General features: G+C 27.4%; 18 protein-coding genes, 1 pseudogene and 1 riboswitch. All 19 genes and pseudogenes read left to right on the top strand.

The genetic code is table 11. The features are described 5' to 3' along the window. Nucleotides 1-29 precede the first annotated feature (29 nt). Nucleotides 30-1721, top strand: a complete 1692-nt coding sequence (locus EIH23_RS12565; protein ID WP_122640666.1) for a GspE/PulE family protein — start codon at nucleotides 30-32, stop codon at nucleotides 1719-1721. Between the two features lie 17 nt (nucleotides 1722-1738). Beyond that, nucleotides 1739-2941: a type II secretion system F family protein gene (locus tag EIH23_RS12560; protein WP_122640665.1), complete on the top strand. Its 1203-nt coding sequence runs from the start codon at nucleotides 1739-1741 to the stop codon at nucleotides 2939-2941. A gap of 27 nt (nucleotides 2942-2968) precedes the next feature. Further along, nucleotides 2969-4009, top strand: a complete 1041-nt coding sequence (pilM, locus tag EIH23_RS12555; RefSeq protein WP_122640663.1) for a type IV pilus biogenesis protein PilM — start codon at nucleotides 2969-2971, stop codon at nucleotides 4007-4009. 12 nt (nucleotides 4010-4021) lie between these two features. Next, on the top strand, nucleotides 4022-4573 hold the full coding sequence (locus tag EIH23_RS12550; protein ID WP_122640661.1) for a PilN domain-containing protein: 552 nt from the start codon (nucleotides 4022-4024) through the stop codon (nucleotides 4571-4573). 2 nt (nucleotides 4574-4575) lie between these two features. Beyond that, the gene (locus EIH23_RS12545; protein WP_122640660.1) at nucleotides 4576-5838 is read left to right on the top strand and encodes a pilus assembly protein PilO; all 1263 of its coding nucleotides are present in this window, start codon (nucleotides 4576-4578) and stop codon (nucleotides 5836-5838) included. A 6-nt stretch (nucleotides 5839-5844) separates the two neighbouring features. Beyond that, complete coding sequence (locus tag EIH23_RS12540) at nucleotides 5845-6522, top strand: type IV pilus modification PilV family protein (protein ID WP_122640659.1); 678 nt, start codon at nucleotides 5845-5847, stop codon at nucleotides 6520-6522. Nucleotides 6523-6693: 171 nt separating this feature from the next. Further along, nucleotides 6694-8844 (top strand): DUF2572 family protein, encoded by a 2151-nt coding sequence (locus EIH23_RS12535; protein WP_122640658.1) that lies wholly within the window; start codon nucleotides 6694-6696, stop codon nucleotides 8842-8844. Between the two features lie 12 nt (nucleotides 8845-8856). After that, nucleotides 8857-9402 (top strand): prepilin-type N-terminal cleavage/methylation domain-containing protein, encoded by a 546-nt coding sequence (locus EIH23_RS12530; RefSeq protein WP_122640656.1) that lies wholly within the window; start codon nucleotides 8857-8859, stop codon nucleotides 9400-9402. A 73-nt stretch (nucleotides 9403-9475) separates the two neighbouring features. Continuing rightward, a complete protein-coding gene (locus tag EIH23_RS12525) occupies nucleotides 9476-14242 on the top strand; it encodes a DUF5057 domain-containing protein (RefSeq protein ID WP_122640654.1) in 4767 nt (1588 codons plus the stop codon). 161 nt (nucleotides 14243-14403) lie between these two features. Continuing rightward, nucleotides 14404-14487: riboswitch (cyclic di-GMP riboswitch) on the top strand. Nucleotides 14488-14576: 89 nt separating this feature from the next. Beyond that, nucleotides 14577-15086, top strand: a complete 510-nt coding sequence (locus tag EIH23_RS12520) for a type II secretion system protein (protein ID WP_122640653.1) — start codon at nucleotides 14577-14579, stop codon at nucleotides 15084-15086. 143 nt (nucleotides 15087-15229) lie between these two features. Continuing rightward, nucleotides 15230-16290: pseudogene (locus EIH23_RS12515) on the top strand (type IV pilus twitching motility protein PilT). A 27-nt stretch (nucleotides 16291-16317) separates the two neighbouring features. Beyond that, nucleotides 16318-17097, top strand: coding sequence for a prepilin peptidase (locus EIH23_RS12510; protein ID WP_122640651.1), 780 nt, complete (start codon nucleotides 16318-16320; stop codon nucleotides 17095-17097). 197 nt (nucleotides 17098-17294) lie between these two features. Further along, nucleotides 17295-18626 carry a glycosyltransferase family 2 protein gene (locus EIH23_RS12505; RefSeq protein ID WP_122640649.1) on the top strand — a complete coding sequence of 444 codons (1332 nt, stop codon included), beginning with the start codon at nucleotides 17295-17297 and terminating at the stop codon, nucleotides 18624-18626. Between the two features lie 111 nt (nucleotides 18627-18737). After that, nucleotides 18738-19376, top strand: a complete 639-nt coding sequence (locus EIH23_RS12500) for a prepilin peptidase (RefSeq protein ID WP_122640648.1) — start codon at nucleotides 18738-18740, stop codon at nucleotides 19374-19376. A 14-nt stretch (nucleotides 19377-19390) separates the two neighbouring features. Continuing rightward, the gene (pth, locus tag EIH23_RS12495; protein ID WP_122640646.1) at nucleotides 19391-19951 is read left to right on the top strand and encodes an aminoacyl-tRNA hydrolase; all 561 of its coding nucleotides are present in this window, start codon (nucleotides 19391-19393) and stop codon (nucleotides 19949-19951) included. A gap of 17 nt (nucleotides 19952-19968) precedes the next feature. Further along, nucleotides 19969-23367, top strand: a complete 3399-nt coding sequence (gene mfd / locus EIH23_RS12490) for a transcription-repair coupling factor (protein ID WP_122640644.1) — start codon at nucleotides 19969-19971, stop codon at nucleotides 23365-23367. Between the two features lie 39 nt (nucleotides 23368-23406). Continuing rightward, nucleotides 23407-24399 (top strand): peptidylprolyl isomerase, encoded by a 993-nt coding sequence (locus tag EIH23_RS12485; RefSeq protein ID WP_279265929.1) that lies wholly within the window; start codon nucleotides 23407-23409, stop codon nucleotides 24397-24399. A gap of 156 nt (nucleotides 24400-24555) precedes the next feature. After that, nucleotides 24556-25095: a stage V sporulation T C-terminal domain-containing protein gene (locus EIH23_RS12480; protein WP_122640641.1), complete on the top strand. Its 540-nt coding sequence runs from the start codon at nucleotides 24556-24558 to the stop codon at nucleotides 25093-25095. A 127-nt stretch (nucleotides 25096-25222) separates the two neighbouring features. Beyond that, nucleotides 25223-26842, top strand: coding sequence for a putative polysaccharide biosynthesis protein (locus EIH23_RS12475; RefSeq protein ID WP_122640639.1), 1620 nt, complete (start codon nucleotides 25223-25225; stop codon nucleotides 26840-26842). The last annotated feature ends 47 nt before the right edge of the window (nucleotides 26843-26889 follow it).

Here is a 26889-nt window from a genome sequence, read left to right as displayed (position 1 = left end):
ATATAGTATTTTACAAAAGAGGTGAATATATGGTTAGTTACACTAAAAGGCGTTTAGGTGATATTTTAGTAGAAGCAGAAAAGATAACATCATATCAACTAGCTCAAGTTTTAAAAGCTCAAAAAACTATGGGTAAAAAATTAGGTGAGATTATAGTCGAGCTTAATATATTAGAAGAAAAAGATATTATTGATGCTATAGAGAAACAAACAGGTATAAAAAAAGTTAATTTGAATGAGATAGAATTTGATAAAAGGGTTATTAAGTTACTTTCTCAAGGATTATGTGAAAAATATACATTAATCCCTTTTGGGATTGAAGAAAATAAATTAAAAATTGCTTTTTCAGATCCACTTAATATATATGCAGTAGATGACATATCTATATCTACAGGATTTGAAGTTGAATCATATATAAGTGATAAAGCGAGTATAAGCAAATTTATTCAAGTTCACTATAGTTCAGAAAAAATGAACTTAGCAGCAGAAGAATTATCAAGAGAAAGTTTAGAATCACAATATATATCTATTAATGTAGAAGATTTAGATGATGTAAAAAGTGCTCCGGCTGTAAAAATGGTAGAGTACTTATTTGCCAATGCAGTTGAAATGAGAGCTTCAGATATACATATTGAACCTTTTGAAAATGAAATAAGAATAAGATATAGAATTGATGGTCAGTTACGTAATATAAATACACTTCCAAAAGAAAGTTTAGGTCCATTAGTTACTAGAATTAAAATATTATCAAATTTAAACATAACTGAAAAAAGAATACCTCAAGATGGTAGAGTAATAGCCAAAATATCTGGAAAAAAGGTTGATTTAAGAATATCTATACTTCCAGTTGTAAATGGAGAAAAAGTAGTTATAAGGGTATTAGATAGAAGTAATTTTAAGGTGGGAAAAGAATACCTAGGAATGGATGATGAAAATATTAAAAGATTAGAGAGAATTATATCAAGTCCGCATGGAATTGTATTAGTTACAGGTCCGACTGGAAGTGGTAAATCTACTACATTATACACTATTTTAAGTGAATTAAATTCATCAGAAGTAAATATTGTTACAATAGAGGACCCTGTAGAGTATACATTAAATGGAATAAATCAAGTAAATGTAAATAATAAAACAAACCTTACTTTTGCTAGTGGATTAAGAAGTATATTAAGACAAGATCCAGATATAGTTATGATAGGGGAAATAAGAGATGAGGAAACAGCTCAAGTTGCAACAAAAGCGGCCATAACAGGACATTTAGTTTTAAGCACATTGCATACTAATGATGCGCCATCTACAATAACTAGATTAATTGATATGAATATAGAACCATACTTAGTATCTACAGCTATTTCTGGGGTAATTGCTCAAAGACTTGTAAAAAAGATATGCCCGCATTGTAAATCACAATATAGTTCAACTACATATGAAAAAAGAATACTAGGTAAGAATGATGATGAGGAACTTTTACTATATAGAGGATTAGGTTGTGGAAATTGCAATTATACAGGATATCTAGGGAGAACTGGTATTTATGAAATTATGGAGATATCAAGAGAACATAGAGATTATATAAATATAAGTAGAGATCCAAATGGTCTTAAAGATATAGCAATTAAAAATGGCATGGAGACATTGGAAGAGAATTGTAAAAAACTAGTTCTTAATGGAATAACAACAGTTAATGAACTTGCTTCGATAACTATGATAAAAAATATATAAGAAAGGGATGATATAAAGTGCCTAAATTTGAATATAGAGCTATAAGCCCTTCAGGAGAAAAGATAACTGGTATACATGAATCAAAATCTAAATTTGAAGTAACGGATATGTTGCGTTCGAATGGGTATTACCCACTAAAAATAGAAGAAAAAATAGAAAGTAAAAATATAGAGATAAATATCTTTCAAAAAATAACTATAAAAGATATAGCTATATTTTGTAGACAGTTTTATACAATGTTAGATGCTGGATTAACAGTAAACTCTGCATTAGAAATATTAGCTCAACAAACTACAAATAAAAAACTTAAAGATATTATAAAAATCGTAGAAGATGATGTTAAGAGGGGGGAAACATTGTCATATGCAATGGGAAAACATTTAGATGCATTTCCAAATTTATTAATAAATATGATTGAAGTTGGCGAAGAAAGTGGAAATCTAGATACAATAATGCTTCGAATGTCAGACCAATATGAAAAAGATAATAAAATAAATAATAAAGTTAGGGTAGCTATGATATATCCAGCAATACTAGCTATAGTGGCAGCATTAGTAGTAGCTATATTAATGATATTTGTAATGCCTTCATTTATTGAAACATTTGAATCTATGGGTACAGAATTACCAGCAATAACAAAATTATTAATGTCTATAAGTGGATTTATAAGTAGTAATATAATATTTATTACATTAGCAATAGTTACACTTTCAGTATTATTTAAGATTTATGCTAAAACAGATCATGGTATGCATACTGTGAGTTACTTGAAGCTAAATATACCGATAATAGACAAATTAAATGAGAAAATAATAGTTTCTAGGTTTACAAGAACGATGTCCCTTTTAATGTCTAGTGGAATACCAATGATAAGAGCGTTAGAGCTAATAGCGGATATAGTTGGAAATAAAATTGCAGAAGAAGTTATATTAAAAATGAGAGAATCTGTAGTTAGAGGTGAAGGAATATATAAACCTATTAGTAACAGTAATATATTTCCTAAAATGATGGCTACGATGGTAAAAATAGGAGAAGAGTCAGGTACATTAGATGACATAATGTATAAAACAGCAGACTTTTATGATGATGAATTAGAAAGTCAAATACAAGCTACTTCAGCAATGATAGAGCCCTTACTTATAGTAGTAATGGGAATTGTAGTAGGATTTATAGTTGTATCTATTATGTTACCTATGACAAGCATGTACGATAGTATATAGTAATTAATAAGTAAAGAGGTGGAGATATTGGAAGCTAAGAAAATAAGTCTAAAAGAGCTTATGAGTATGGATATAAAAGATTTAACAAAAAAGAAAAGAAAAAAAGTTAAAAGTAAGCAACAAAAAGAAAAAGAAATAAAAAATGAGGTAGTTTCATTTGATATTGGAAGTGAGTACACAAAATTAGTAGTAGGCAAATATTATAAAGGAAAATTAATTATAAATAAGTGTCTAGAATTTGAGACACCAAAAAATTGTGTGAAAGATGGATTAATTATAAATGAAAAGATATTAACTGATAAAATTCAAATATTATTTAATGAAAATAAAATAAAATCAAAATATGCAAGTTTCACAACAAACTCAACAACTATTATAAATAGAGAAATCCTAATACCAAAAGTAGAAGAAGATGAAGTTGAGAGTGTAATAAAGTTTGAAATGGAGCAGTACCTTCCAATAAATTTAAATGACTATATTGTTCAGTATATAGAGCAAGATGAAATTAAACAAGATGATAATATAAAGATAAAAGTGTATGTTATAGCATATCCTGAAAAAATGGCTAGAGGGTATTATGATTTGTTAAAAAGTTTAAAGTTAAAGCCTGTATCTTTAGATGTAACATTTAACTCTTTAAGTAAATTAATTACTCGAACAGATTTAATCAATGAAGAATCCTACGACTCTTCTTTAACAAATGTATTCATTGATATAGGATCTAGCTTTACATCAATACATGTTTATAGAAATGGTGTACTAGATTTTACAAGGATAATTAGAAGTAACTATACAGATATATCGTATGATGAAATGATATTTATACAAAACTTATCAGATGAAATAGAAAGAATAATTAGATTCTATAATAATAAGCATATTGGAAATACAGTAGATAATGTTTATATTCTAGGTGGAGTTTCTAGCTTATATGATATTCACGGATATTTAAAAGAAAAAATTGAGGTTCCGATTAGAAAAATAAAAAATATAAAATTTAATGAATTTACTATAGATATTGACAATATAGATAATTATTTAAATGCAATTGGATCTTTGATTAGATAACAAGGGGGAATTATGGCAGATATAAACTTTTTTAAACATTATGAGAATCTAAAAAAAGATACATCAGATAAATATATTTACATTACAGCCGGGTTAGTAGGAGCATTAATAATAGGTAGTGCATCTATAAATATGGCAAAAATATATTTATATAACAAAGAAATAGAGTTATATAATGCTAAATTAGAGTCAGAAGAAATTAAAAGCAAAATAAAAATTTCAGAGGACGTTAATACAAAGTTAGATATATTGTATAAATATGAAAAACAAATAAATGAAGTAACTGAAGCTATAAGTTCAAGAGATATTGTAACTATAAATGTAATTGATAGTATTAGTTCAACTTTACCATCAGACGTATCATTTGAAAGTATGAATATTAATGATAATTTAATAAATATAGAAGCAATATCAAATACAAGAACATCTATAGGTGAAATTGAAAATAGATTGAAAAAGTTAGATATACTTCAGGATGTACATATAGGTACAATATCAGAAAATACATCATTAGAAGGTGTGTATGCATTTAATATAAAATGTACATTAAATGGAGGTAACTAATTATGAAAATAAGCAAAAGAGAAAAAATTATGTTAAGCTCCTTAGGCATTGTATTAGTAGGGGCAATTTACTATCAGTTTGTATACTCAAAGCAAACTCAAAAAGTAGAAGCTCTAGAGATTCAACGAAATGAAGTAGAAGATAAATATAATGAGGTTATAGATACTATTAGAAGTTTAGAACAAAAACAAGATAGAATAAACTCTATGTACTCAACTTTAGATGTAAAAGCATCTAAGTATTACTCTTATATAATTCAAGAAAATTTAATTCTTGATTTAAACAGTATGCTATTAGATAGTGAGCTTACTGGTGACTTAAGTTTTACAGAGCTAGAAGTTAAAAGTGTGGAATCTAGTACCTTTTCAAATATAATGAAACAAAATAGTAGCATCCATCAGTTAGTAGAAAGGTATGAAAATGCTGAGAATTCAACACAAGAAGTAATTAATTCAAATATAGATGAAGAAGTTAGTATAGATACTTCTACTGATGAAAACAATGTTCAAAATGAAAGTACGGAAAATCAAGAAGATAGCTCAGAAATTACAGTTGAACAGATGTCAGCAACATTAACTTATAAAGGTACTTTTTCTCAGTTAAAAACATTTATAAGTAAAATAGAAAAAAGTACTAAAAAAATAGTTATAACAAATTGTAGTATTACAACTGATGCAGACGACAAGGTTTCAGGTAGTATAAATTTAGAATTTTATGCAATACCAAACTTAGGTGATATAAAATCTTATTATGAAAACTGGGATATATCAGAGTTATCAGGAAAAGAAATTCCATTTAATTCAATGAATACATCAGTAGGATTTTCGGGGACAAGCAATGCAGATAGTAAAAGTGATTTTATAATAGAAGTTAACCCAGAGTCATCAGACTTACCAACTGTGACAATTGGTAAGTCAAATGATTCTCAAAGAAGCACATATATAGAAGCTGATAATGTTGGAATAGAAACTATTGAAATAACATTAAAAAATGAAGGAAACAAATATTACTATACATATAGAACTTCAAAAAATTTATATCCAGGGGAAAATAAGGTGGCTGAGTTTAAGCCAAACTCAGAAAATATAAATATCGATATAAATAGTGAACCAAGGCTTAATAGTAATGATAAGTCAGGTATAAAATTAACTGTAAAAAACAACACAAATAAAAAAATAAATGTAAATATAAATAGTGATGATAAAGAGAGGCCAAGAGTAACTGTAGCCGGTGAAGGCTCTAATATAAGTGTTATTAAAAAGTAGGTAAATATGATAAAAAAGGATAAAAAAGGATTCAGCTTAATTGAGATTTTAGTAAGTCTTGCTATTGCATCGATTATAGTATTATCTATAACGCAGCTTATTATAAATATGGTCAAGTTTAATAAAAAAAGTGAAGATAGACAACAAACAACACTTGTAGGGCAACAAATAGTTGAAGAAATAAAAAACTTAGATAGCTCTAATATAAGCTCTTCATTAATTAAAATAAGTGATGATTTAATTTTAAATAGAGTAGAAAATAGTAATGAATATAAAGGAATATTAACTGATAGAAATAATTTATCTAAGACATATGATGTTGCATTAACTTTAAATTATGAAAATCAAGGTATGAATAAAAATAATGAAAAAGTTAATATAGAAAATGCAATAAAATTTAAGTCTGAAGTTATTAATGAGGTATTAATAATTAAAGATGAAAATAATAATGAAGTAGCTAAATTAAGTTTAAATACAAATGAAACACCAAAGTTAATTATAGAAAGACGCACAGAGTTAAATAACAAAGGTAAGATAGATAATACGCTATCAATTAATTTAGAGGATGAAGTTTTCATAGATTTTTCAAATTACAATTTTAATGGAAGTTTAGATGTATATATATACAATTATATAGAATCTGAATTCACAGTATACGCACAAAACCAGATAACCCAAATATAAAATTAAAATCTATATTGGGAATAGTAAGCATCCATAATAATCCATATATGATAGTATTGGATATTTATACAATATAACTGTGAGTATTAAGAAAAATGGAAAGCTTTTATTTGAAGGATATATAAATAAAAATATATCTAATCAAATTTAGATGTTAATAAGGGTGATTAAGTGAAAAAAAACAATAAAGGTTCAAGTTTAATAACAGTAGTAATCGTACTAGCTGTTATATTTACAATGGGAACAGCAATAATCGGTCTATTAAATGTTAATTATAGAATAAGAGTAAAAGAAAATAGAAGACTTCAAAACTTATATGCTTCAGAGGCTGGTATAGATGTAACATATAACATAATTGCAAATACTTTTGAATACGCAGTAGATGAAGCATATAAAAAAGTTCAAAGCGATATTGATATAAGTGAAGAACAAAAAAATGAAAAGTTTAAAGAAGAATTTAAAGCATTTATATCAAATAAATATAATTCTAATTCAGATAATTCAAGTATGTATGATGAATTTAAAAATAACATAACAAATACTAGGTATATTAAATCTATAAATTCAGACGGAATTAGACAGTACGAAGAGGTAATATTTGATTTCTATAAAAGTAATAGCGAGCTAAATAAACCGATATTAATCGTAGAAGATACATCTAACTTAGATGATAAAAATAATAAATATACTTTAGATGTTGTATCTGAATTTTACACAAATGATTCTACTGGAGAGAATAAGAGAATAATTAAATTAACATATGATGTAAAAATTCCAGAGTATGATGATGTAGTACCAAGCATAAGTGATAAAGAGTCTTTAAAAGTTGAACTTCAAGATAAATCTATAGTTACTGATGGGAATATAGTATTTAATAGTGGAGTATCTATACAAGGGAATATATTTGCTCTTGGAAGTAAAGAATCTAATGATTTGGAGTTAAGTAAAAAGTATATTGGTGGAATAAAAGTATCAAATGAGTATAAGAATGATTCAAATACAGTAAGTATTAAAGGTGATATTTCTACAGCGAAAACATTTAATTTAGTAAAAAACACAAATGTTAATATTGATGGAAATTTATATGCAGGAAATATCTATATTGGCAATGGTGAATCAAATGTTTTTGAAGGACATAATAACAATCTTAAAATTGTAAGTTCAACTTTATCAAACCAAGTTATAACGAATAATGATTTAGTTATAAATTCAACCGGTAGTGAGATAAGTATAGATAATTTTTATGGAATAAATGATTTAACTGATAAAACTGATAGCAATGCAATAAAAACGTCTAGTAGTATTATTGTTAATAATAATCCGAATGAAACAACTGAGTATTCAAATCTGACAATCAATAACGAAGCGTATATAATGGGAACAGCATATATTAATGTTAAAAATGGAGAAGATTACTATCAAACTGGAGAGTCTACAGCAGTTAAGGGTAACTATGTAGCTTATACAATACCACTAGATAATGAAAAGTTTAATAATGTTGAGTTTGAATATTATGATATTTTACAACTAGTAGAGAGATATAGTGGAAGTGATTCAAAATTAAGTGGAACACAAAAAAGTGAATACTTTGAAAAATTTGCAAAAAATAATAAAGCTTTGCTTACTCATGGAGGTATAAACTTTTTAAATCCTAATAAAGTAAGTGCTATAGGAGCTATAGTATATAATAAAGGGAATGAAGTGGAAGTACTAAAAGCAAGTTATGCCTTAGAGGATAAGCATATAATTGATTCTAAAAAAGCTGACTATGCTAAAAATGTATTTGGGATAGGAAGTGAAGTAGATTATAGTATAGGAACCCAGAAAACTGTAGAAGGATTGATTAAGAATCATGATAAAAGTTATGTTTCTGTTGAGGAAGAAGACAATCAAGGATTAGAGGATATAGCAATAATAGATTTATGGTCTAATGAGTCTAATAAAAATATAGTTATAACTACTGAGGGCGGAAAAGGAAAAATAACTATAGATAATAGTAATAGTTATTATTATAAAGATGAAAATATCAATGCTGTTATAGTGACAGATTCACCAATTGAAATAAAAGGTGAAGTTAATTTTAAAGGAACTATAATTAGTACTTCAGATATAACTTTTAATAAAGGAAAAACTAGTAAAACAAATATAGTTTATGATAAGAATATTGTAGATAAAATCATTTCAGACAATTATAGTGCTTTTGAAAGTAGCGGAGTCTTAGAAGCTACAAATTCTCAAGATAGTACAACTGAAACAAATATTGAGTATGCTTATGATATAAAAAGATATATAAGTTCAAGAAATTGGAAGTTAGAGAAATAATGGAGGAGTGAAGTGAAACATAATTCAAGAGGAATGACATTAGTAGAAGTTTTAGTAGCTTTAGCTATATTTACCATTGTTTTAAGTATAACATTTGGAATATATATATCTAGTACAAAATCTATATCAAAGACAGAGATAAAAACAATGCTTCAAAGTGAAGCTCAGATGATACAGTATAAGTTAACACCTTTAGCTATGGAATCTAAAGGTGTTAACTCAATAGAATTAGATAACTTAGAAAATGGTAATACTGACAATGATTTTATTAAAATATCTTCAATATCATTTGAAGGTATAGATACTAATAATTATATATTTGAGGTTAATAATAAAGAGCTAAATTTATTAGTAAATGATAAAATTTATAATTTATCTTCTAATATAGATGAATTTAGTATTAAAGTAGAAGAATCTGAATTGAATAATAAATCTATTGAAGATATCATTAAAGAATCTAAATCTATAGAAATAAATATAGTATTAAATAAAAAGCGTGGATTTAGTGATATAACCTATCCTATATCTACAATTATAAATTTTAGAAATAAAAGATAAGAGCCCTATTATACAGATATAAAGATAAAAATATATGTATATATATTGACAAATTTAGAGGGGAGAAAATTAAATGAAAAAGAGTTTTTATAAATACAAATGGTTTATAGTCGCACTATTGGTAATAATCACTATACCGTTTGTTGGCAATGTTGCAGATGCTTTGGAGAAGATTATAAATACTCAAGAAAGAATTTCAAATGAAAAAATTAGGATCCTTGAAGTACAGCCTGGGAACAAATTTACTTTAGGGAGTAGCAATGCAGGATTAGATATAGAATCAAGTGTAAATGTAGATGGAAATACGTATAATGTGCTAATTGATCATATTCCAATGCCTGAGTTCATTGGGAAAATAGATGAATTAAATGGATATTACGATGTGATTGTCATAGGTAGAAATAGTAGTGGATTATCAAATCCATATAGAGATTATACACAAATTAATGATGATGGAAGTGAACTTGGAACTAACCTTAATTATTCAGAAAATGATATAACATCTAGAAAGGCAGATGAAATTATAGATTTTATTAATAAAGGACAATTGGTATATATTAACTCCAATATAGTAAAAAGTAATTCCAATATAAAGAATAGTATGCTGTATAAAAAATTCAATACTAACAATAATAATAACTCATACTTAAAATCTAAATCTAATTTTATAAACTCTAAAAATAGTATTAGATTAAGTGATATATTAAAAAAATACTTAGAGAATGATGCAGATAAGAGAGCTGGTATAGAGGTTATAAATACGAGCAGTGATTCTAGTAATGCTACAGTTGGTAACGTAGATAATAGAAACATGAAATTTAATATAAAATCTAAAAGTAATATTAATGACAATGAAAAAGTAAGTATAAATTTATATTTAGATATAGATGGAGATGGGTTATTTAAAGAGCAAGAATTAGTAAAAAGTGAATCAAATATATATATAGGAAGTTCTTATAATATTACATATAATATGAATTCTAATTTTGTTGGTTTGTTAGAGTGGAAGATAGAGGTAATAAAAAGTAGTGGTATAAAGTCATATGTTAAAGGCAATGTATATCTAAAATCACTAAGTGGAACTGCAAAAAACATTAAAGTTTTACAAATAATCCCAAACGAAGGTAGTAATTTAGATTTGACTTCAAATACAAATTTTAAAAATTTACTAAAAGATGTAAATGATTATAATATAACCGTAGAGAAAAAAACAATTAATCAATTTAATTCACAGATTGATTCTATACAGCTAAACGGTGTATATAATATGATCATACTTGGATTTAGGGATAATGGTTATGGAAAAGTAGATATGAATAACAAGGCAATAGAAAAATTAAAATCATTTATTCAAACAGGACAAAGTGTAATGTTTACACATGATACCATACCAGGATATAAAAATGCTAACAATCAACAATATGCTTCATATAGTCTTTTAAATAATTTTAGGGATTACTTAGGACAATCTAGATTCAAAGATATATATAACTCTAGTGAAATAGATATATACAAAGAATATGATTCGGTAACAGGTAAATATGTTGAAAAAAATATTCCTCATTATTATTTAAGTAGTAATGCAGATATAAAGGGATATACACGATATGATCATAGACTACAAGGAATGAAAAGATCAACATCTGTAAGATTAATAAATAAATCACTAATAACAAGCTATCCATTTAGTATAGAGAATATAAAAGTAGCTCAAACTCATAATCAATATTATCAATTAAATCTAGAAGATGAAGATGTGGTTCCTTGGTATACTATTTCAACAAGTTCATCAAATAATGCAGTAGATGAGTATGATGTAAGAAATAACTATTATACATATTCAAAAGGGAATATCACATTTTCTGGAGCAGGCCATAGTAGTGGATATACAGATGATGAATTAAGATTATTTATAAATACAATCGTAAAAGCTGAAAGAGGAGCTAATCATAATCCAGAAATAGAAAGTAGTATAGATGATGGAATAATTATAGAAGTTCCAGAAGCTCAAGATTATCAATTTAAAACTACCGCTAGGGACTTAGATAATGATAAGGTGAGAGTTACTGTAAAAATTAATGGAAATATAATAGATAATATAAATGAAAAGTTAATTAATCAAGGTGAGTTAATAGATGTAACTATACCAGCAAGTTATTTTTCAACAGGTAAAAATGTAATAGTAACAGTTGAAGCTAAGGATACACAAGATGCTCAAGCAGAATCAAAAACATATACTTTTAAGCCTTCTAAAACACCTCAGCTAGAGTTAAGTGGAGATGTAGTAAATGGATTAATTGGAGATCAAATAGATGGAACAGTTAATATACAAAAACTATATGATGATAATAATAAAATAAATAGTGTATCTATAAAAAAAATAGATTATAATGAGGAATTGCTACAAGTAGAGAGTGAAATTAATAATATTAGTTTTTCTAATAATAATGCACAAGTTAGTATTAAAATAACTTCTAAATATATACTTGAAAATGAACCTATTAAAGTTAATATATCATATAATGTTGGACTTAATGAATATAAGGATATTTCAACATATATATATGTGAGTAGTAAGGAAGGAAAAGTCAATATTGAAGTTAGAGATGAAAGTGGAGAAACACTTACCTTAAGTTATTTAAAGTCTTTAATTAATGAAGATAACAACTTAATTACAAAATCATTAAGGCGTATATCATTATCAAATTTAGAAGCATATATTAGACATAATGGAAATACTTTAAGTCATACAAGTATATCTGAATCTGGAAAAGCTGAATTTAGAAATCTAAAAACTGGAAACTATGAAGTAGATATAAGCTCTCTAGCAGGATTTGATATCAACTGTGATGATAAAAATGTAAATCTTAATTATGATAATAATGAACATACTAAGGTGTTTATAGTGAATTTAAACTCAGGCAATAAGGTTGCGATGACAGTTAAAGATTCATCTGGAACTATAAATAAGGTATATGATTCATCACAAAATTCAAGTAACTACAATATTAAATATGACCATGATGGATATGATGAAACATATAAACTTTATGGAAGATCGAGCGTAGAAATAAACTTCGAGGGACAAGCATTTAACTACTTAGAATATAGATTTGTAAATAAAGATAACAATCAAGGGACTACAGATTGGGTTGGTATGTATGCTGATAGTGATGTACTAGATCAACCAGGTAATCTAACACAGATGCCTTATGATGTATCTGACTTACCAACATTAAGTGGTAACAGCATATGGAGTAATAGAGATCTAGTTTTCAATACTAATAATGCATTTAATTCAGATACGGCGAATATAAGCATGGAAGTGTTCGAAAATGGAAGTGCAATAAATCCATATGTTAGCAGAGTAGAAGTAAATGGACAATTTATAAGATGGCAACCTAAAACTTATTTTGTAAAAGATCATAATGTAGGTGCATATGCAAATAATTATAAAGAAGCAAGAAAAACTTGGGGATATATAAAAGTACCTGAAAGTGGAAACTATAGCTTTGAAACTATTTCAGATGATGGAATATATGCAATGTTAACTGTGAATGGAAATACAAAAGTTATTGCAAATGACTTTACCCCAAGAGGAGCATGGTCTATATATAGTAATGAAAGTATTTATTTAGAAAAGGATAAATATTATCCTATATATATAGAATATTTTAACTGGGGAGGAAGCGCAGCTTTAGAAATAAAATATAAAAAAGATGGAGCAAGCTCATACACTAATATACCATCAGATTGGTTCTATCCATCGAATAGTAAAAACCCTATACAAGGAGGAAATAATACATTTACGGGTGCACAAAATGTAAACTTTCCGGAAGTTACAGGAACATATACTATTGAGTATAGAGTTGGAACTAAAAATAGTGAGTCTGATAAATTTAATATATTAAGAACAGGCTCGTTTGGAGAGTTTGCTATAGAAAATAGATTTAACTTAACTAAGAGTACTGATGTATATCAAGTCAGCGTGGGGGATAATCTTAATATTAATTATGAATTAGATCCTAAGGATATAACTCTTAGAGAGCTATACAAGATAAGCGGAAATGAATTAAAAAATAAAGGTAATATACCAGAATCATTAACTATAAAGGATATTAGATTAAGTGATGTGCTTCCAGATGGACTAGAATATATAAATAGTAATGAAGATTTAGGTGGCGTATTTAGTATTAATTACAGGTTGAATAAAACTGGATCAAAAAGTGAATGGAAGTATGAAGCTGATGTTGTAAATATAAATGTGTCGGTTAAAGCCAAGACAATACAAGAGATTGTATTTGAAGAAAATAGTGGATATATTAATTATGGAGATGTAACACTAGATGAAACATCAGGATATTTATGGAAAAAGGATTATTTTAATGGAACGACAGTAAGTGTCATAGATTCCAGTGAAATAATAGCTCATGGTAAATATGAAAATAATTCTACAATAGGAAGCCAGCAAGTTAATATAATGAAAAATATGTATTATACACTGGGTATAAGTATAGATATAAGGAATGAAAATAATATTCTAAATATATTACTTGATAATGATATAGATGTTAATAGTAGTAGCGTGCTTGTATATAAATGTAATGAAAATGGCGAAATACAAGGTAGAGATAATAATGTGAGTATAACTATAGATCAAGATTCTGGATACATTGAACTTAAAAACTTTAATCCTGGCAAATATATAGTTACATATAGTGTAAAGTCAATATCTGATGGAACTATTCGAGCTAGTTTATTTAATTCAAGCGGGAATATTATAAATAGTAAAGATGTTAAATTAAATTTACAATCACAGGAATTACCTGACTTATTTTAAAAATATAAATTAATTTTTATTGATAAGGTAACTTTTAATTTTAAAAGTTATCTTATTTTATTTTGTAAAATTATAAATAATACAAAAGTATAATTTCGACTTAATAATAAGTATAAAAATGCTTGCTAAAGAATGTAATAAATGATACAATTTTGGTATAAAATGGAATGAGATACGGAGAAACATATTCTTTATTTGGGCACCTGGAATATGTAGAGTAAGTGGTGCAACCGGCTATTAAGATTTTGTTTTAGACAAAGCATAATAGTCATTTTTTATGTTTTCAAAGGGGTTATTCCAGTGAGAAAATTATGATAAATTTTGGAGGGAAATTATGTTAAACAAAAAGAAAAATAATAAAGGTTTCACATTAGTGGAATTATTAGTAGTAATAGCTATTATAGGTATATTAGCAGTAGTAGCAGTACCAGCATTATTCAATAATATACAAAAGGCAAGAATTTCAGAATTAGAATCAGATATAAGTGCTATAAAATCAGCAGCAGCAACAAGTTATGCTGATACAGGAGCGTATCCAACTGATGGAAACTCACCGAAGACTACAGTGGGAACGAATACATCTACAGATGCATTTGCTGGATTAATAGATGATTTAGGAAAGCCACTAGGAGCTTCATATGTTTTATCAGGTGCATCAGCTACACCAAGCGATTTAGTTCTTTCTATAACTACTACGAGCAAAATAAATGCAGCAGGAATAGAAAAGTTAAAGTCTGATTTTGGAAACTTAACAAATGCAGAAGTAGGAACAGCAGATGGGACTACAGCGAAGCCAATAAAAATAGTTTTAATTGACTATAATCAAAATGGAATAGATAAATAATTAATAAAGAACCGAAGGTTTATATTTTACCTTCGGTTCTTTATTAATTAATATGAACTAAATTTTAATATTTTGATTAAAAAATTATTTATTAGGAGAAGAATAACCAATAGATACTTTGATAAGATAATAAGGAGTAATAAATGAATATATTTGACTTATTAAATAAATCAATACAATTAAGATCATCAGATATACACATAACAGTAGGGAGCGTTCCAACTGTAAGAAGTAAAGGAAAATTTATAAAGTTATCTGAATACACATTAACATCAGAAGATACAAAAAACATGGTACAACAAATTACTTCAGAAAAAAACTTCAGAAAAATAGAAGAAGAAGGCGAATGTGATTTTTCAATATCACTAGAAAGTGGAGAACGATTCAGAGTAAATGCCTACAAACAAAAAGGAAACTACGCAATAGCACTAAGAACAATAAGTTCAGAAATACCAAACTTTAACACACTAGGATTACCTCAAACATTAAAAACATTCACAGAAAAACAAAAAGGATTGGTATTAGTAACAGGCCCAACAGGAAGTGGTAAATCTACAACACTAGCAAGCCTTCTAGATATAATAAACACAAATAGACAATCACATATAATAACAATAGAAGATCCAATAGAATACGTACACAACCACAAAAACAGCATAGTAAATCAAAGAGAAATAGGAAATGATACAAAATCATTTAATTCGGCACTTAGAGCAATACTTCGTCAAGATCCAGATGTAATATTAATAGGAGAAATGCGTGATCCGGAAACAATATCAATAGCCCTTACAGCAGCAGAGACAGGACATTTAGTATTCTCAACACTACATACAATAGGGCAGCAAAAACTATAGATAGAATAATAGACAGTTTTCCATCAGAACAACAGCAACAAATTAGAATGCAATTATCAACTGTAATAGAAGGAGTTGTTTCACAACAATTAATACCAACATCAGATGGTGAAGGAAGAGTAGCAGCTCTTGAAGTGATGACAGTAACACCTGCAATAAGAAATCTTATAAGAGAAGGAAAAAACCATCAAATTCAAAGCTCTATACAAACAGGTATGAAATTTGGAATGCAAACTATGGATCAAGATTTAATTAAGTTATATAAAAGTGGAAAAATATCAAGAGAAATGGCTCTTAGTAGATGCAATGATTATGATTTTACTAGTAAATCAATTGGTATAATATACTAATTAATATATTTAAAAATGGAGAAAAATATGGAATTGATACTACAACTTTATATATTTATAATTGGAATAGTTTTTGGAAGTTTTTTTAACGTATGCATATACAGAATTCCAGAAAATGAATCAATAGTAAATCCACCATCAAAATGTCCCACGTGCAACACAAGACTAAAACCTATAGACTTAATACCAATATTAAGCTACTTAATATCAGGTAGAAAATGTAGATATTGCAAAAAAGAAATATCATCTAGATATGCATATGTAGAATTTTTAACTGGAATTTTATTCTTAGTAGTATTTAATACATTTTCAATATCACTAGAAACTATATATTATTTAGTACTAGCATCAATATTAATAATAATAACATTCATAGATATAGACCATTACATAATACCAGATGAGATAATAATATTTGGAATAATATCAGCATTAGTATTAAAGTTATTTGGAATAGGAGTACCTTTAAAAGATAGTATAGTAGGTGCTATAGTATCTGGAGGTGGAATGTTATTAATAATATATATAATAGAATTTATAGTTAAAAAAGAAGTTATGGGTGGAGGAGATATAAAATTCTTTGCCATGACAGGATTTTTCCTAGGACTAAAAGGTGGATTACTGACAGTGTTACTAAGTGTATATGTAGGTGCTATTTATGGGATAATAACAATACTACATAGCAAAATAAAAAATAAAGAATATAACTCGATGATACCATATGGTCCATTTATTTCAGTAGGAGCATTAATAACAATGTTATACGGGAATCATATATTAAATTGGTATTCGAGTTTATTTATATAGTTATAAGGTATCTATAAAGGTACCTTATTTTTTTATGGTTAAAATTACATATAGATATATGTTAACTTAAAATATATAATGGTTTTATTTAAGGATAAATGTTTTATATATGAAATAAAGACAAACTGCTTAGATAAATTGCTATCTGTATCAAGGGGGATTTCAGACAAATATATTTTTTACAACGGAGGATACAGATGAATAATACGATAAATAAAAATAACGGTTTTTATTTAAGTGTAAAAACTAAATTCTTTATAAGTATATTAATAAGTATACTTTGGGTTATATTTTCTTATGAAGTATCAAAATTATGGTTAAATGAATTATCATCAATAACAACACCACTTATAGCATTTATAATAATAGCAGGGGTAGCATATGTACCAGGATTCATGAACGCATTTCTAGTTGGAAGTTTAATATTAGACAAACAACCCAAATTAAAAGTACTAGACCCTAGAGATGAAGTAACCTTGATAATTTCAGCTTATAACGAAGAAATTGGAATATTTGAAACTTTAAGATATGTAAAAAATCAAGATTATAAGGGGAAAATTCATACGATAGTTATAGATAATAATTCTTCAGATAACACAAGTAAAGAAGTTGAAAGAGCTAAAAAAGAATTAAATATGGATATTATGCTACTACATGAATCAAAACCAGGTAAATTTAATGCTCTTAATTATGGATTAAAATATGTGAAAACAAAATATGTAATGACATTAGATGCTGATACTATAATTCATAAAAGCGCAATAAAATATCTAGTTTCTAGAGTTAAAACATCACCAGATGATGTTTGTGCAGTAGCAGGTTCTATGTTAGTTAGAAATAGTAGGGAAAATTTATTAGCGAAAATACAGGAATGGGATTACTTTTTAAGTATAGCATCAGTAAAAAGAATGCAGGGATTATATCAAGGTACTTTAGTAGCACAAGGTGCTTTTTCATTATATAAAACAGAAGTAGTAAAAAATGTAGGTGGATGGTCAGATGCTATAGGTGAAGATATTGTATTAACTTGGAAAATATTAAGTGAAGGAAATAGAGTATATTTTGAGCCTATGGCAGTAGCTTTTACAGATGTTCCAGTTAAATTATCTCACTTTGTTAAGCAACGATCTAGATGGGCGAGAGGCATGATAGAAGGTCTTAGAGAAGTTAAACCTTGGCAACAGCCATCGATGTTTTATAAGTTTTTAACTGGAATAGATTTAATTATTCCATATATGGATTTTAGTTATACTTTCTTTTGGATACCAGGATTAATATTAGCATTATTCTTTAAAAAGTATTATATTGTAGGACCTATGATGTTGTTAGTTTTACCTTTAACATTAGTTAGTTTTTGGATTTTATATCATTATCAAGCCAATGTCGTATTTAAAAATTTAAATCTAAGAGTAAGGAAAAACTTCATAGGATTTGCATTATTTATATTATGTTATCAAATGATAATGTCACCAGTTTCTTTATATGGGTATGTTCAAGAGTTATTTGGTGCAAAAAGGGTATGGAAATAAAAAGAATCTCAAACTTGAGATTCTTTTTATTTATAGTATAAAAAAATCAATATTAATTAAAAATTAAAATATAAAACTAAATCCTACTTACTAATACATAAAAAATAATGTATGATTTATACTATAACGATATCAACAATTTTAGCCTATTTTACAAATAAATATTTACACATAAAAAGCAAAGAAATAAATAAAATTACATATAATACATCTATAATATATTTTCTCACTATATCACTATCTATATTAATTTACCAAAAATACGGATTAACGCCAGATGCTATAAGATACATATTCATAATTCCTTTTTTATTAGTTATATCAATAATTGCCTATCAGAATAGTTATATATATGATATAAGCGTACTTAGTGGTATAATTATTCAAGGTGTAATTTTAATAAGCTCAATGAATATGGAAAAAGATTTTAATACACATATAAGTGCACCATTAATAGGGTTCATAATTTCATTTATTTTAGCTAAAATAACCAAAGGTCTAGGCGATGGAGATATAGGCCTATTTGTATTATGCTCTCTTACATTAGGTCATAATTATAGCGTATATTTGATATTTTTATCTTACATAGTAGCATTTATATATTGTATATACATGATTTTGACAAAAAAGAAATCAATAAAAGAAAATATACCATTTGCACCATTTATATCATTAGCAACAATATTAATAATACTTACAGGAAATAGCTTATTAATAAGCTATTTTAATATAGTAAATAGAGTATTATAAAAGGAGGATAAAATATGTATGTAGTAGTAGGATTAGGAAATCCAGGAAAACAATATGAGAGAACAAGACATAACGTAGGATTTGATGTTATAGATATTTTAGCGAAGGAATATGGCATAAGTGTATCGAAAATAAAACATAAGGCATTAATAGGAGAAGGAAGAGTTGGAAATGAAAAAGTTCTTCTAGTAAAACCACAAACATATATGAATTTAAGTGGAGAAACTTTAATAGACATCTATAATTACTATAAAGTAGATATGGAAAATATAATAGTAGTATATGATGACATAGATTTAGATGTTGGTAAAATAAGAATAAGAAAAAAAGGAAGTGGTGGAACTCATAATGGAATGAGATCTATTACAAAGTGTTTAGGTTCTAATGATTTCCCAAGAGTAAGAGTGGGTGTATCAAAACCTAGACCAGGTCAAGATTTAGCAGACTTTGTTCTTTCAAGATTTAGAAAAGAAGAAAATGATGATGTAGAATTAGGACTAGAAAAAGCAGCTAAAGCAATAGATGTAATGATAAGAGAAAATATTGATTTAGCTATGAATAAATATAATGGATAAAAAAGGGAGGATCATATATGAATGACGTACTAATTTACCCTTTGCAAAATTCCAATGAATATAAAGATGTAATAAATTGCACAAACAATAACAAAGGCTCATTATTAATTAATGGCCTTTTGTCAGTGCAAAAACCTCATATAACTTACTCTATATATAAAGAATTAAATAAGCCTACGGTATTTGTAGCAAGTACAGATTTAGAGGCAAAAAAAGCTTATGAGGATTTAAGTTTTTATATGAAAGATAAAGTAGTTTATCTTAATCATCAAGATATCTATTTTTATCACTTAGATGCAAAGGATAGAAATGAAGAAGCTAAAAAACTTAAAACATTATTGAGATTAGCTAAAGGAGAAAAAATAGTAGTAGTAACTTCTACAGAAGCTATACTTAGAAAGTATATTCCAAAAGAAGTTTTACTTAATAACACATCAACTTTTAAAATAGGGGATAGAGTAAACCTAGATGAATTAAGTGAAAAATTAGTATCTCTAGGTTATGAAAGAGTATCTAAAATTGAAGGATTTGGGCAGTTTAGTATAAGAGGTGGAATAGTAGATATATTTTCATTAGAATATAATAATCCTATTCGTATGGAACTATTTGATGATGAAATAGATTCTATACGAACTTTTGATGTTTTTTCACAAAAATCTATAGATAAAATTAAGAAATTTTCAATAACACCTTCTAGAGAATTTATTTATCCTGAGAATGTTAACAATGCTGTTGAAAAATTAAAAAAAGAAACTAGTGAATTAACTAATGAAGATGTTTTTTCTAACATAGATAATATAGAGACTAAAACTTATTTTGAAGGAATAGAAAATTATATAGATTATATTTATCCTGAGGAAAACAAGAGTATATTCACTTACCTAAATGATAATGCTGTCATTTTTGTAAATGATATCTCAAGGCTTAAGGAAAGATGTGAAAATTATATTGATGAATTTAAAGAAAATTATAAATTAAACCTTGAAAGAGGATTAGCTCTTAAAAGCCAAGGTAATTTATTATATCACTATAATGATTTAGATTTTATAAAGGGTGATAAAAAATTAATATTAAATACTTTATTACCAAAGCCTGTCAATGATTTTAAGATAAGTAATATAATAAATTTTGAATCTAGAGAAGTTCCAACATTTAATGCTAAATTAGATGTACTAGCAGAAGAATTAAATAGATTAAAGTATAATGGATTTAAGATAATACTAGCCACTAACACTTTAGATAGGGCTAAGAAGTTAAATAAGGAACTATTAGATTTAGGTTTAGAAACCACTGTATCTAAAAGTAGAGATATTGAAATTAAGTCTTCTCAAGTTATTATAACTCCAGCACAAATTAGCAGCGGGTTTGAATATAAATCTATAAAATTTGTAGTAGTTACAGATAACGAGATGATAGGAGTTCACAAAAGGGTATCAAGTTCTAAGAATAAAAAGAAGAAGAAAAAAGGTCAAAAGATAGAATCATTCTTAGATTTGAATGTAGGTGATTATGTTGTTCATGAAAATAGTGGTATAGGTAGATATACTGGCATTGAGCAAATATCTATAAATGGAATAAAGAAAGATTATATGAAGATAATCTACCAAGGTGGAGACAACCTATATGTACCAATAGACCAGATGGATAAGGTACAAAAATATATAGGTGCTGATGCAGAAAAAGTTAAGCTTAATAAACTTGGATCTAGCGAATGGACCAAAGCTAAAGCAAAGGTTAAAAAAGAAATTGAAGATATGACTAAAGACCTTATAGAGCTTTATGCTAAAAGAGAACAAGTAAAAGGATATAAATTCTCTAAAGATACTCCATGGCAACATGAGTTTGAATCATTATTCCCTCATGAGGAGACAGAAGATCAACTAAAAGCTATTAAAGAAACTAAAAAAGATATGGAATCAAGTAAGGTAATGGATAGACTTATATGTGGTGATGTTGGTTATGGAAAAACAGAGGTAGCTATAAGGGCCGTATTTAAAGCTTGTATGGATCAAAAGCAAGTTGCAGTTCTTGTTCCTACAACAATACTTGCACAACAACATTACAATACATTTAAGGAAAGATTTGAAAATTATCCAATAAGGGTAGAAGTTCTTAGTAGATTTAAAACAGCTAAACAACAAAAGGAAATAATAAATGATGCTAAAAAAGGATTAGTAGATGTTTTAATAGGAACTCATAGAATTATTTCCAAGGACATAAATTTACCTAATTTAGGTCTAGTGGTTATAGATGAAGAACAAAGATTTGGAGTTAAGCACAAAGAATCTTTAAAGCAAATTAAATCAACAGTTGATGTACTTACATTATCTGCAACTCCAATACCAAGAACGCTTCATATGTCACTAAGTGGAATAAGAGATATGAGTGTAATAGAAGAACCACCACAAGAGAGACATCCTGTTATTACTTACGTAACAGAATCCAAAGATAGTGTAATTCAAGATGAAATTGAAAGAGAATTAGCTAGGGGTGGTCAAGTATTCTTTGTATATAACAGAGTTGAACATATAGATGAAATGGCTAGTAGAATAAAAAGATTAGTACCAGATGCAAATGTAGCTGTGGCACATGGTAGAATGACATCTAAAGTTTTAGAAGATATAATTCTAGGTTTCTTGAATAAAGAATATGATGTTTTAGTTTGCACCACAATTATTGAGACAGGAATGGATATATCCAATGCAAATACTATGATAGTATATGATGCAGATAAGATGGGACTTGCTCAGCTTTATCAGTTAAGAGGTAGAGTTGGAAGGAGTTCTAGACAAGGTTATGCATATCTTATGTATGAAAAGGACAAGGTATTAAGTGAAATAGCAGAAAAAAGATTAAAAGCCATAAGAGAGTTTACAGAATTTGGATCAGGGTTTAAAATAGCTATGAGGGACCTTGAAATAAGAGGTGCTGGTAACATATTAGGTTCACAGCAACATGGACATATGGCTGTTATAGGGTATGATTTATACGTGAAAATGTTAAATGATGCTATAAGAAAAGTAAAGGGTGAACCTATAGTAGAAGAAATAGATGTAGAAATAGATTTAAGTGTTAATGCATATATACCAGACACTTATATACAAGATGAGCTTACTAAGATAGAGATGTATAAAAAAATAGCATCTATTGAAAGTAAAGAAGATATGCACGAAGTTGAAGAAGAGTTAGAAGATAGATTCTCAGACTTACCAAAATCTGTACAAACTTTACTAAAAATATCATATATAAAATCTCTATGTAAAAAAATGAAAATAGAAAAAGTAAGACAAGTCAAAGATGAAATATGGTTACTTCCTCTAACAAAATATAAAACTAAAGAAAAGGTTGGATATAAAATTGTTACAGAGCTAGAGGAACTTTTAGAAAAAATGTGTGATGTGAAAGAGGAACAATAAAACAAAAAGAGAGGATGTTGTATTTTGAAAAAACTAGGGATGTTAATTATGTCGTCAATCTTAGGATTGAGCATGATAGGGTGTAGCAGTAGTAAAATTGATAAAGAGGAGAATATAGCCACTGTAAATGGAAATGGAATAACTGTAGGAAATTATCAAATAGTATTAGAATTAAATAAGCAATCTATACAAGCTTATTATGGAGATACTATTTGGGATCAAGAAGTTGAAGATGGAGTTACATACAGAGAAAAATTCAAAGAAATGATATTAGACCAAATGGTATATACAGAATCAATATATCAAAAAGCTAAAGATGAAAAATTACTTGCAACAGAAGATGAAGTAAATAAAGCAATCGAAGATTTCAAAACAAGCATAAAAGAAAATGAAGATTATCAAAAAGAATTAGATGAATTGGGAGTAGATGATAATTTCTTAAAATATCAGTTTGAAAGAGATTTAGCAAGTGAAAATTATAAAGCAAACTTTGAAAAAAATATTGATATAACAGAAGATGAAATGAAAACATACTACGACGAAAATAAAGAAGAATTCCATACTGATGAGGTAGAAGCATCACATATACTAATAAAAACAATGGATGATCAGGGAAATGCTTTAAGTGATAAAAAGAAAGCTGAGGCTAAGAAAAAGGCTGAAGAAGTATTGGAGAAATTAAAATCTGGAGAAGAGTTCTCAGCATTAGCTAAAGAATACTCACAAGATGCAGGAACTGCAGAAAATGGAGGAGAATTAGGATTCTTTGCAAAAGGAAAAATGGTAAAAGAATTTGAAGATGCAGCATGGAAATTAAATGTTGGAGAGATATCGGATATAGTAGAAACAAGTTATGGGTATCACATAATAAAAGTTACAGACAAAGTAGATGAACAACAACCGTTTGAAGATGTAAAAGATACGATAAAAACAAACTTAATTAGTGAAAAGTACAATGAACAAGTTGAAAAACTAAAATCAGATTCAAAAGTAGAAATAAACAAAGATATATTAGGTAAAATAGAAATATAAAGTTTTAGAATTTATTTTATCCATCCTAAAAGGATACGTTAATAAGGGATTTGTATCGAAGGTACAAAAAACTATCATCGTATCCTTTTTTGCATATTTTTCTTATGATTGGTAAAAATAAACTTAAAAGTTATCAATGGAGGGATTAAAAATATAATGAGAGCTACAGGAATAGTTAGAAGAATAGATGATCTTGGAAGAGTAGTTATTCCAAAAGAAATAAGAAAGACATTAAGAATAAGAGAAGGAGATCCATTAGAAATATTTACTGCAAAAGATGGAGAAGTAATATTAAAAAAATACTCTCCAATAGGAGAATTAAGTGAATTTTCACAAGAGTATTCGGAGACTTTAGGAGAAGTACTTGGTTGTGGTATAGTAGTAACGGATTTAGACTCAATAATTGCTGTATGTAAATTACCTAAAAAAGATTATAAAGAAAAAAGTATAAGTAAAGAATTAGAGCAATTAATAGAAAATAGAGAAACTAAGTCTCTTAAAGATAATAAAATATTACCGCTATATAAAGATGATTCACTAGATTATACAAATCAGATAATAATGCCTATAGTAAGTACTTCTGGGGATTGTATCGGATCTATAACAGTAGTTTCTAAAGATAATGAAACACTTCCGGAAGGAATAGAAAAAATCTTAAAGATTGCTTCTAATTTCTTAGGAAAACAAGTTCAATAAAAGAGAAAAAGATCCTAATATTAGGATCTTTTCTACTTTGTGGGAATTATTAATGACTAAAATCTTGAATACATTAATAAATATATGATATATTAAAATTTGTTATAAAATTTATGGAGGTTGAGTTATGGAAAGTAACAAAAGTAAAGACTCTTTCCTAAAGGGGGCAATTATACTTGGAGTTGCAGGTATAGTTGTTAAAATAATGGGTGCATTTTTTAGAATACCTCTTGGAAACTTAATAGGGTCAAAGGGTATGGGATATTACCAAGCAGCATATCCAGTTTATACTTTATTTTTGACACTAGCAACAGCGGGTTTCCCAACAGCATTAGCTAAACTAGTATCAGAAAAAACAGCAATAGGTGACCATAAAGGAGCCAATAAAATATTTAAAGTAGCATACACAGTTCTATTAATAACAGGTGTGCTATCATTCTGTTTATTATTCTTTGGAGCAGATTATATAGTAACTGATTTAATGAAAAATCCAGATGCATATTATGCAATGCTAGCAATAGCACCTGCATTATTATTTGTTCCAGCAATGTCTTCTTATAGAGGATACTTCCAAGGAAAAAGAGATATGAGTAAGATTGCTATTTCTCAAGTTACTGAACAGTTTTTCAGAGTTATATTAGGTATAGCAATGGCTTATTACTTTATGCAACAAAGTGGACCTAAAATGGGAGCAGCAGGTGCTATAGCAGGTGCCACAATAGGATCAATAGGATCAATTACATATTTAATAATTGTTTACCTAAAAGAAAGTAAACAACGTAAGGCTGATATAAAAGCTAGTAAAAGATTTAAAGATGAAAGTGTATCTAAAATATTAAAGAAAATATTATTAGTAGCTATACCTATTACAATAGGTGCTTCTGTAATGCCTTTAGTAAACATGATAGATAATATAGTAGTTATAAGACGACTTGTAGAAGGTGGATTTACAAGAACAGAGGCAGTATCGCTATTTGGTCAATTAACAGGTATGGCAATGGCTATAGTAAACTTACCATCGGTTATAACTTCTGCTATAGGAATGAGTTTAGTTCCATCTATATCAGAATCATTTGCCTTAGGTAAAGTAGAGAAAGCTAGAAAAGAAACTAGAAGTGCTATAAAGGTTACTTTATTAGTTGTACTGCCTTGTGCATTTGGTATAGCATCTTTAGCTGGACCTATAATGCAATTATTATATCCTAAAGAACCAGCATCTTTAGGAACTATATTATTTACAATATCACCAGCCATTATATTCTTAGGGTTAATATTCAGTTTAAATGGGATTCTTCAAGGTATGGGAAAACCAATGGTACCAGTACTAGCTCTAAGTGTAGGTATGATATTTAAAATAGCAATAAGTTATACGTTAACTGTAGACCCTGATATTAATGTATTAGGTTCTGGGTTAGGAACAGTTACAGCATATGCAGTAGCTTCATTAATAGAAATACATTTTGTAAAAAAATATATGGGCGTAAAATTCGGTATAAATGAATTTGTAATAAAGCCATTAATAACTGTTGTAACTATGTTCGCAGCGGTTAAATTATCATATGGTCTTATAACTAATAGTGTTGGATTAGGAAACTCTTTAGCTACAGTAATATCAATAGTTATAGGTGCAGTTGTATATGTACTAGTATTATTAGGTATAGGCGGAATAACTAAAGAAGAAATTTTAATTATGCCAAAAGGTGAAAAACTTTATAAAGTTTTAAGAAAACTTCATCTTATAAGATAATAAAAGTATAGATCTGAAAATACAAGGAAATACTTAAAACATAAAAA

Source organism: Romboutsia sp. Marseille-P6047 (assembly GCF_900604535.1).
GTDB lineage: Bacteria > Bacillota > Clostridia > Peptostreptococcales > Peptostreptococcaceae > Romboutsia_E.
Note: the sequence above shows the minus strand (reverse complement) of the source record. Positions and strands in the feature narration are given on the sequence as shown.

Coding starts and splice junctions, on each gene's coding strand:
- EIH23_RS12565 (WP_122640666.1), top strand. CDS start 30: ATGGTTAGTTACACTAAAAGGCGTTTAGGTGATATTTTAGTAGAAGCA.
- EIH23_RS12550 (WP_122640661.1), top strand. CDS start 4,022: ATGGCAGATATAAACTTTTTTAAACATTATGAGAATCTAAAAAAAGAT.
- EIH23_RS12545 (WP_122640660.1), top strand. CDS start 4,576: ATGAAAATAAGCAAAAGAGAAAAAATTATGTTAAGCTCCTTAGGCATT.
- EIH23_RS12540 (WP_122640659.1), top strand. CDS start 5,845: ATGATAAAAAAGGATAAAAAAGGATTCAGCTTAATTGAGATTTTAGTA.
- EIH23_RS12525 (WP_122640654.1), top strand. CDS start 9,476: ATGAAAAAGAGTTTTTATAAATACAAATGGTTTATAGTCGCACTATTG.
- EIH23_RS12520 (WP_122640653.1), top strand. CDS start 14,577: ATGTTAAACAAAAAGAAAAATAATAAAGGTTTCACATTAGTGGAATTA.
- EIH23_RS12510 (WP_122640651.1), top strand. CDS start 16,318: ATGGAATTGATACTACAACTTTATATATTTATAATTGGAATAGTTTTT.
- EIH23_RS12505 (WP_122640649.1), top strand. CDS start 17,295: ATGAATAATACGATAAATAAAAATAACGGTTTTTATTTAAGTGTAAAA.
- EIH23_RS12500 (WP_122640648.1), top strand. CDS start 18,738: ATGATTTATACTATAACGATATCAACAATTTTAGCCTATTTTACAAAT.
- pth (WP_122640646.1), top strand. CDS start 19,391: ATGTATGTAGTAGTAGGATTAGGAAATCCAGGAAAACAATATGAGAGA.
- mfd (WP_122640644.1), top strand. CDS start 19,969: ATGAATGACGTACTAATTTACCCTTTGCAAAATTCCAATGAATATAAA.
- EIH23_RS12485 (WP_279265929.1), top strand. CDS start 23,407: ATGTTAATTATGTCGTCAATCTTAGGATTGAGCATGATAGGGTGTAGC.
- EIH23_RS12480 (WP_122640641.1), top strand. CDS start 24,556: ATGAGAGCTACAGGAATAGTTAGAAGAATAGATGATCTTGGAAGAGTA.
- EIH23_RS12475 (WP_122640639.1), top strand. CDS start 25,223: ATGGAAAGTAACAAAAGTAAAGACTCTTTCCTAAAGGGGGCAATTATA.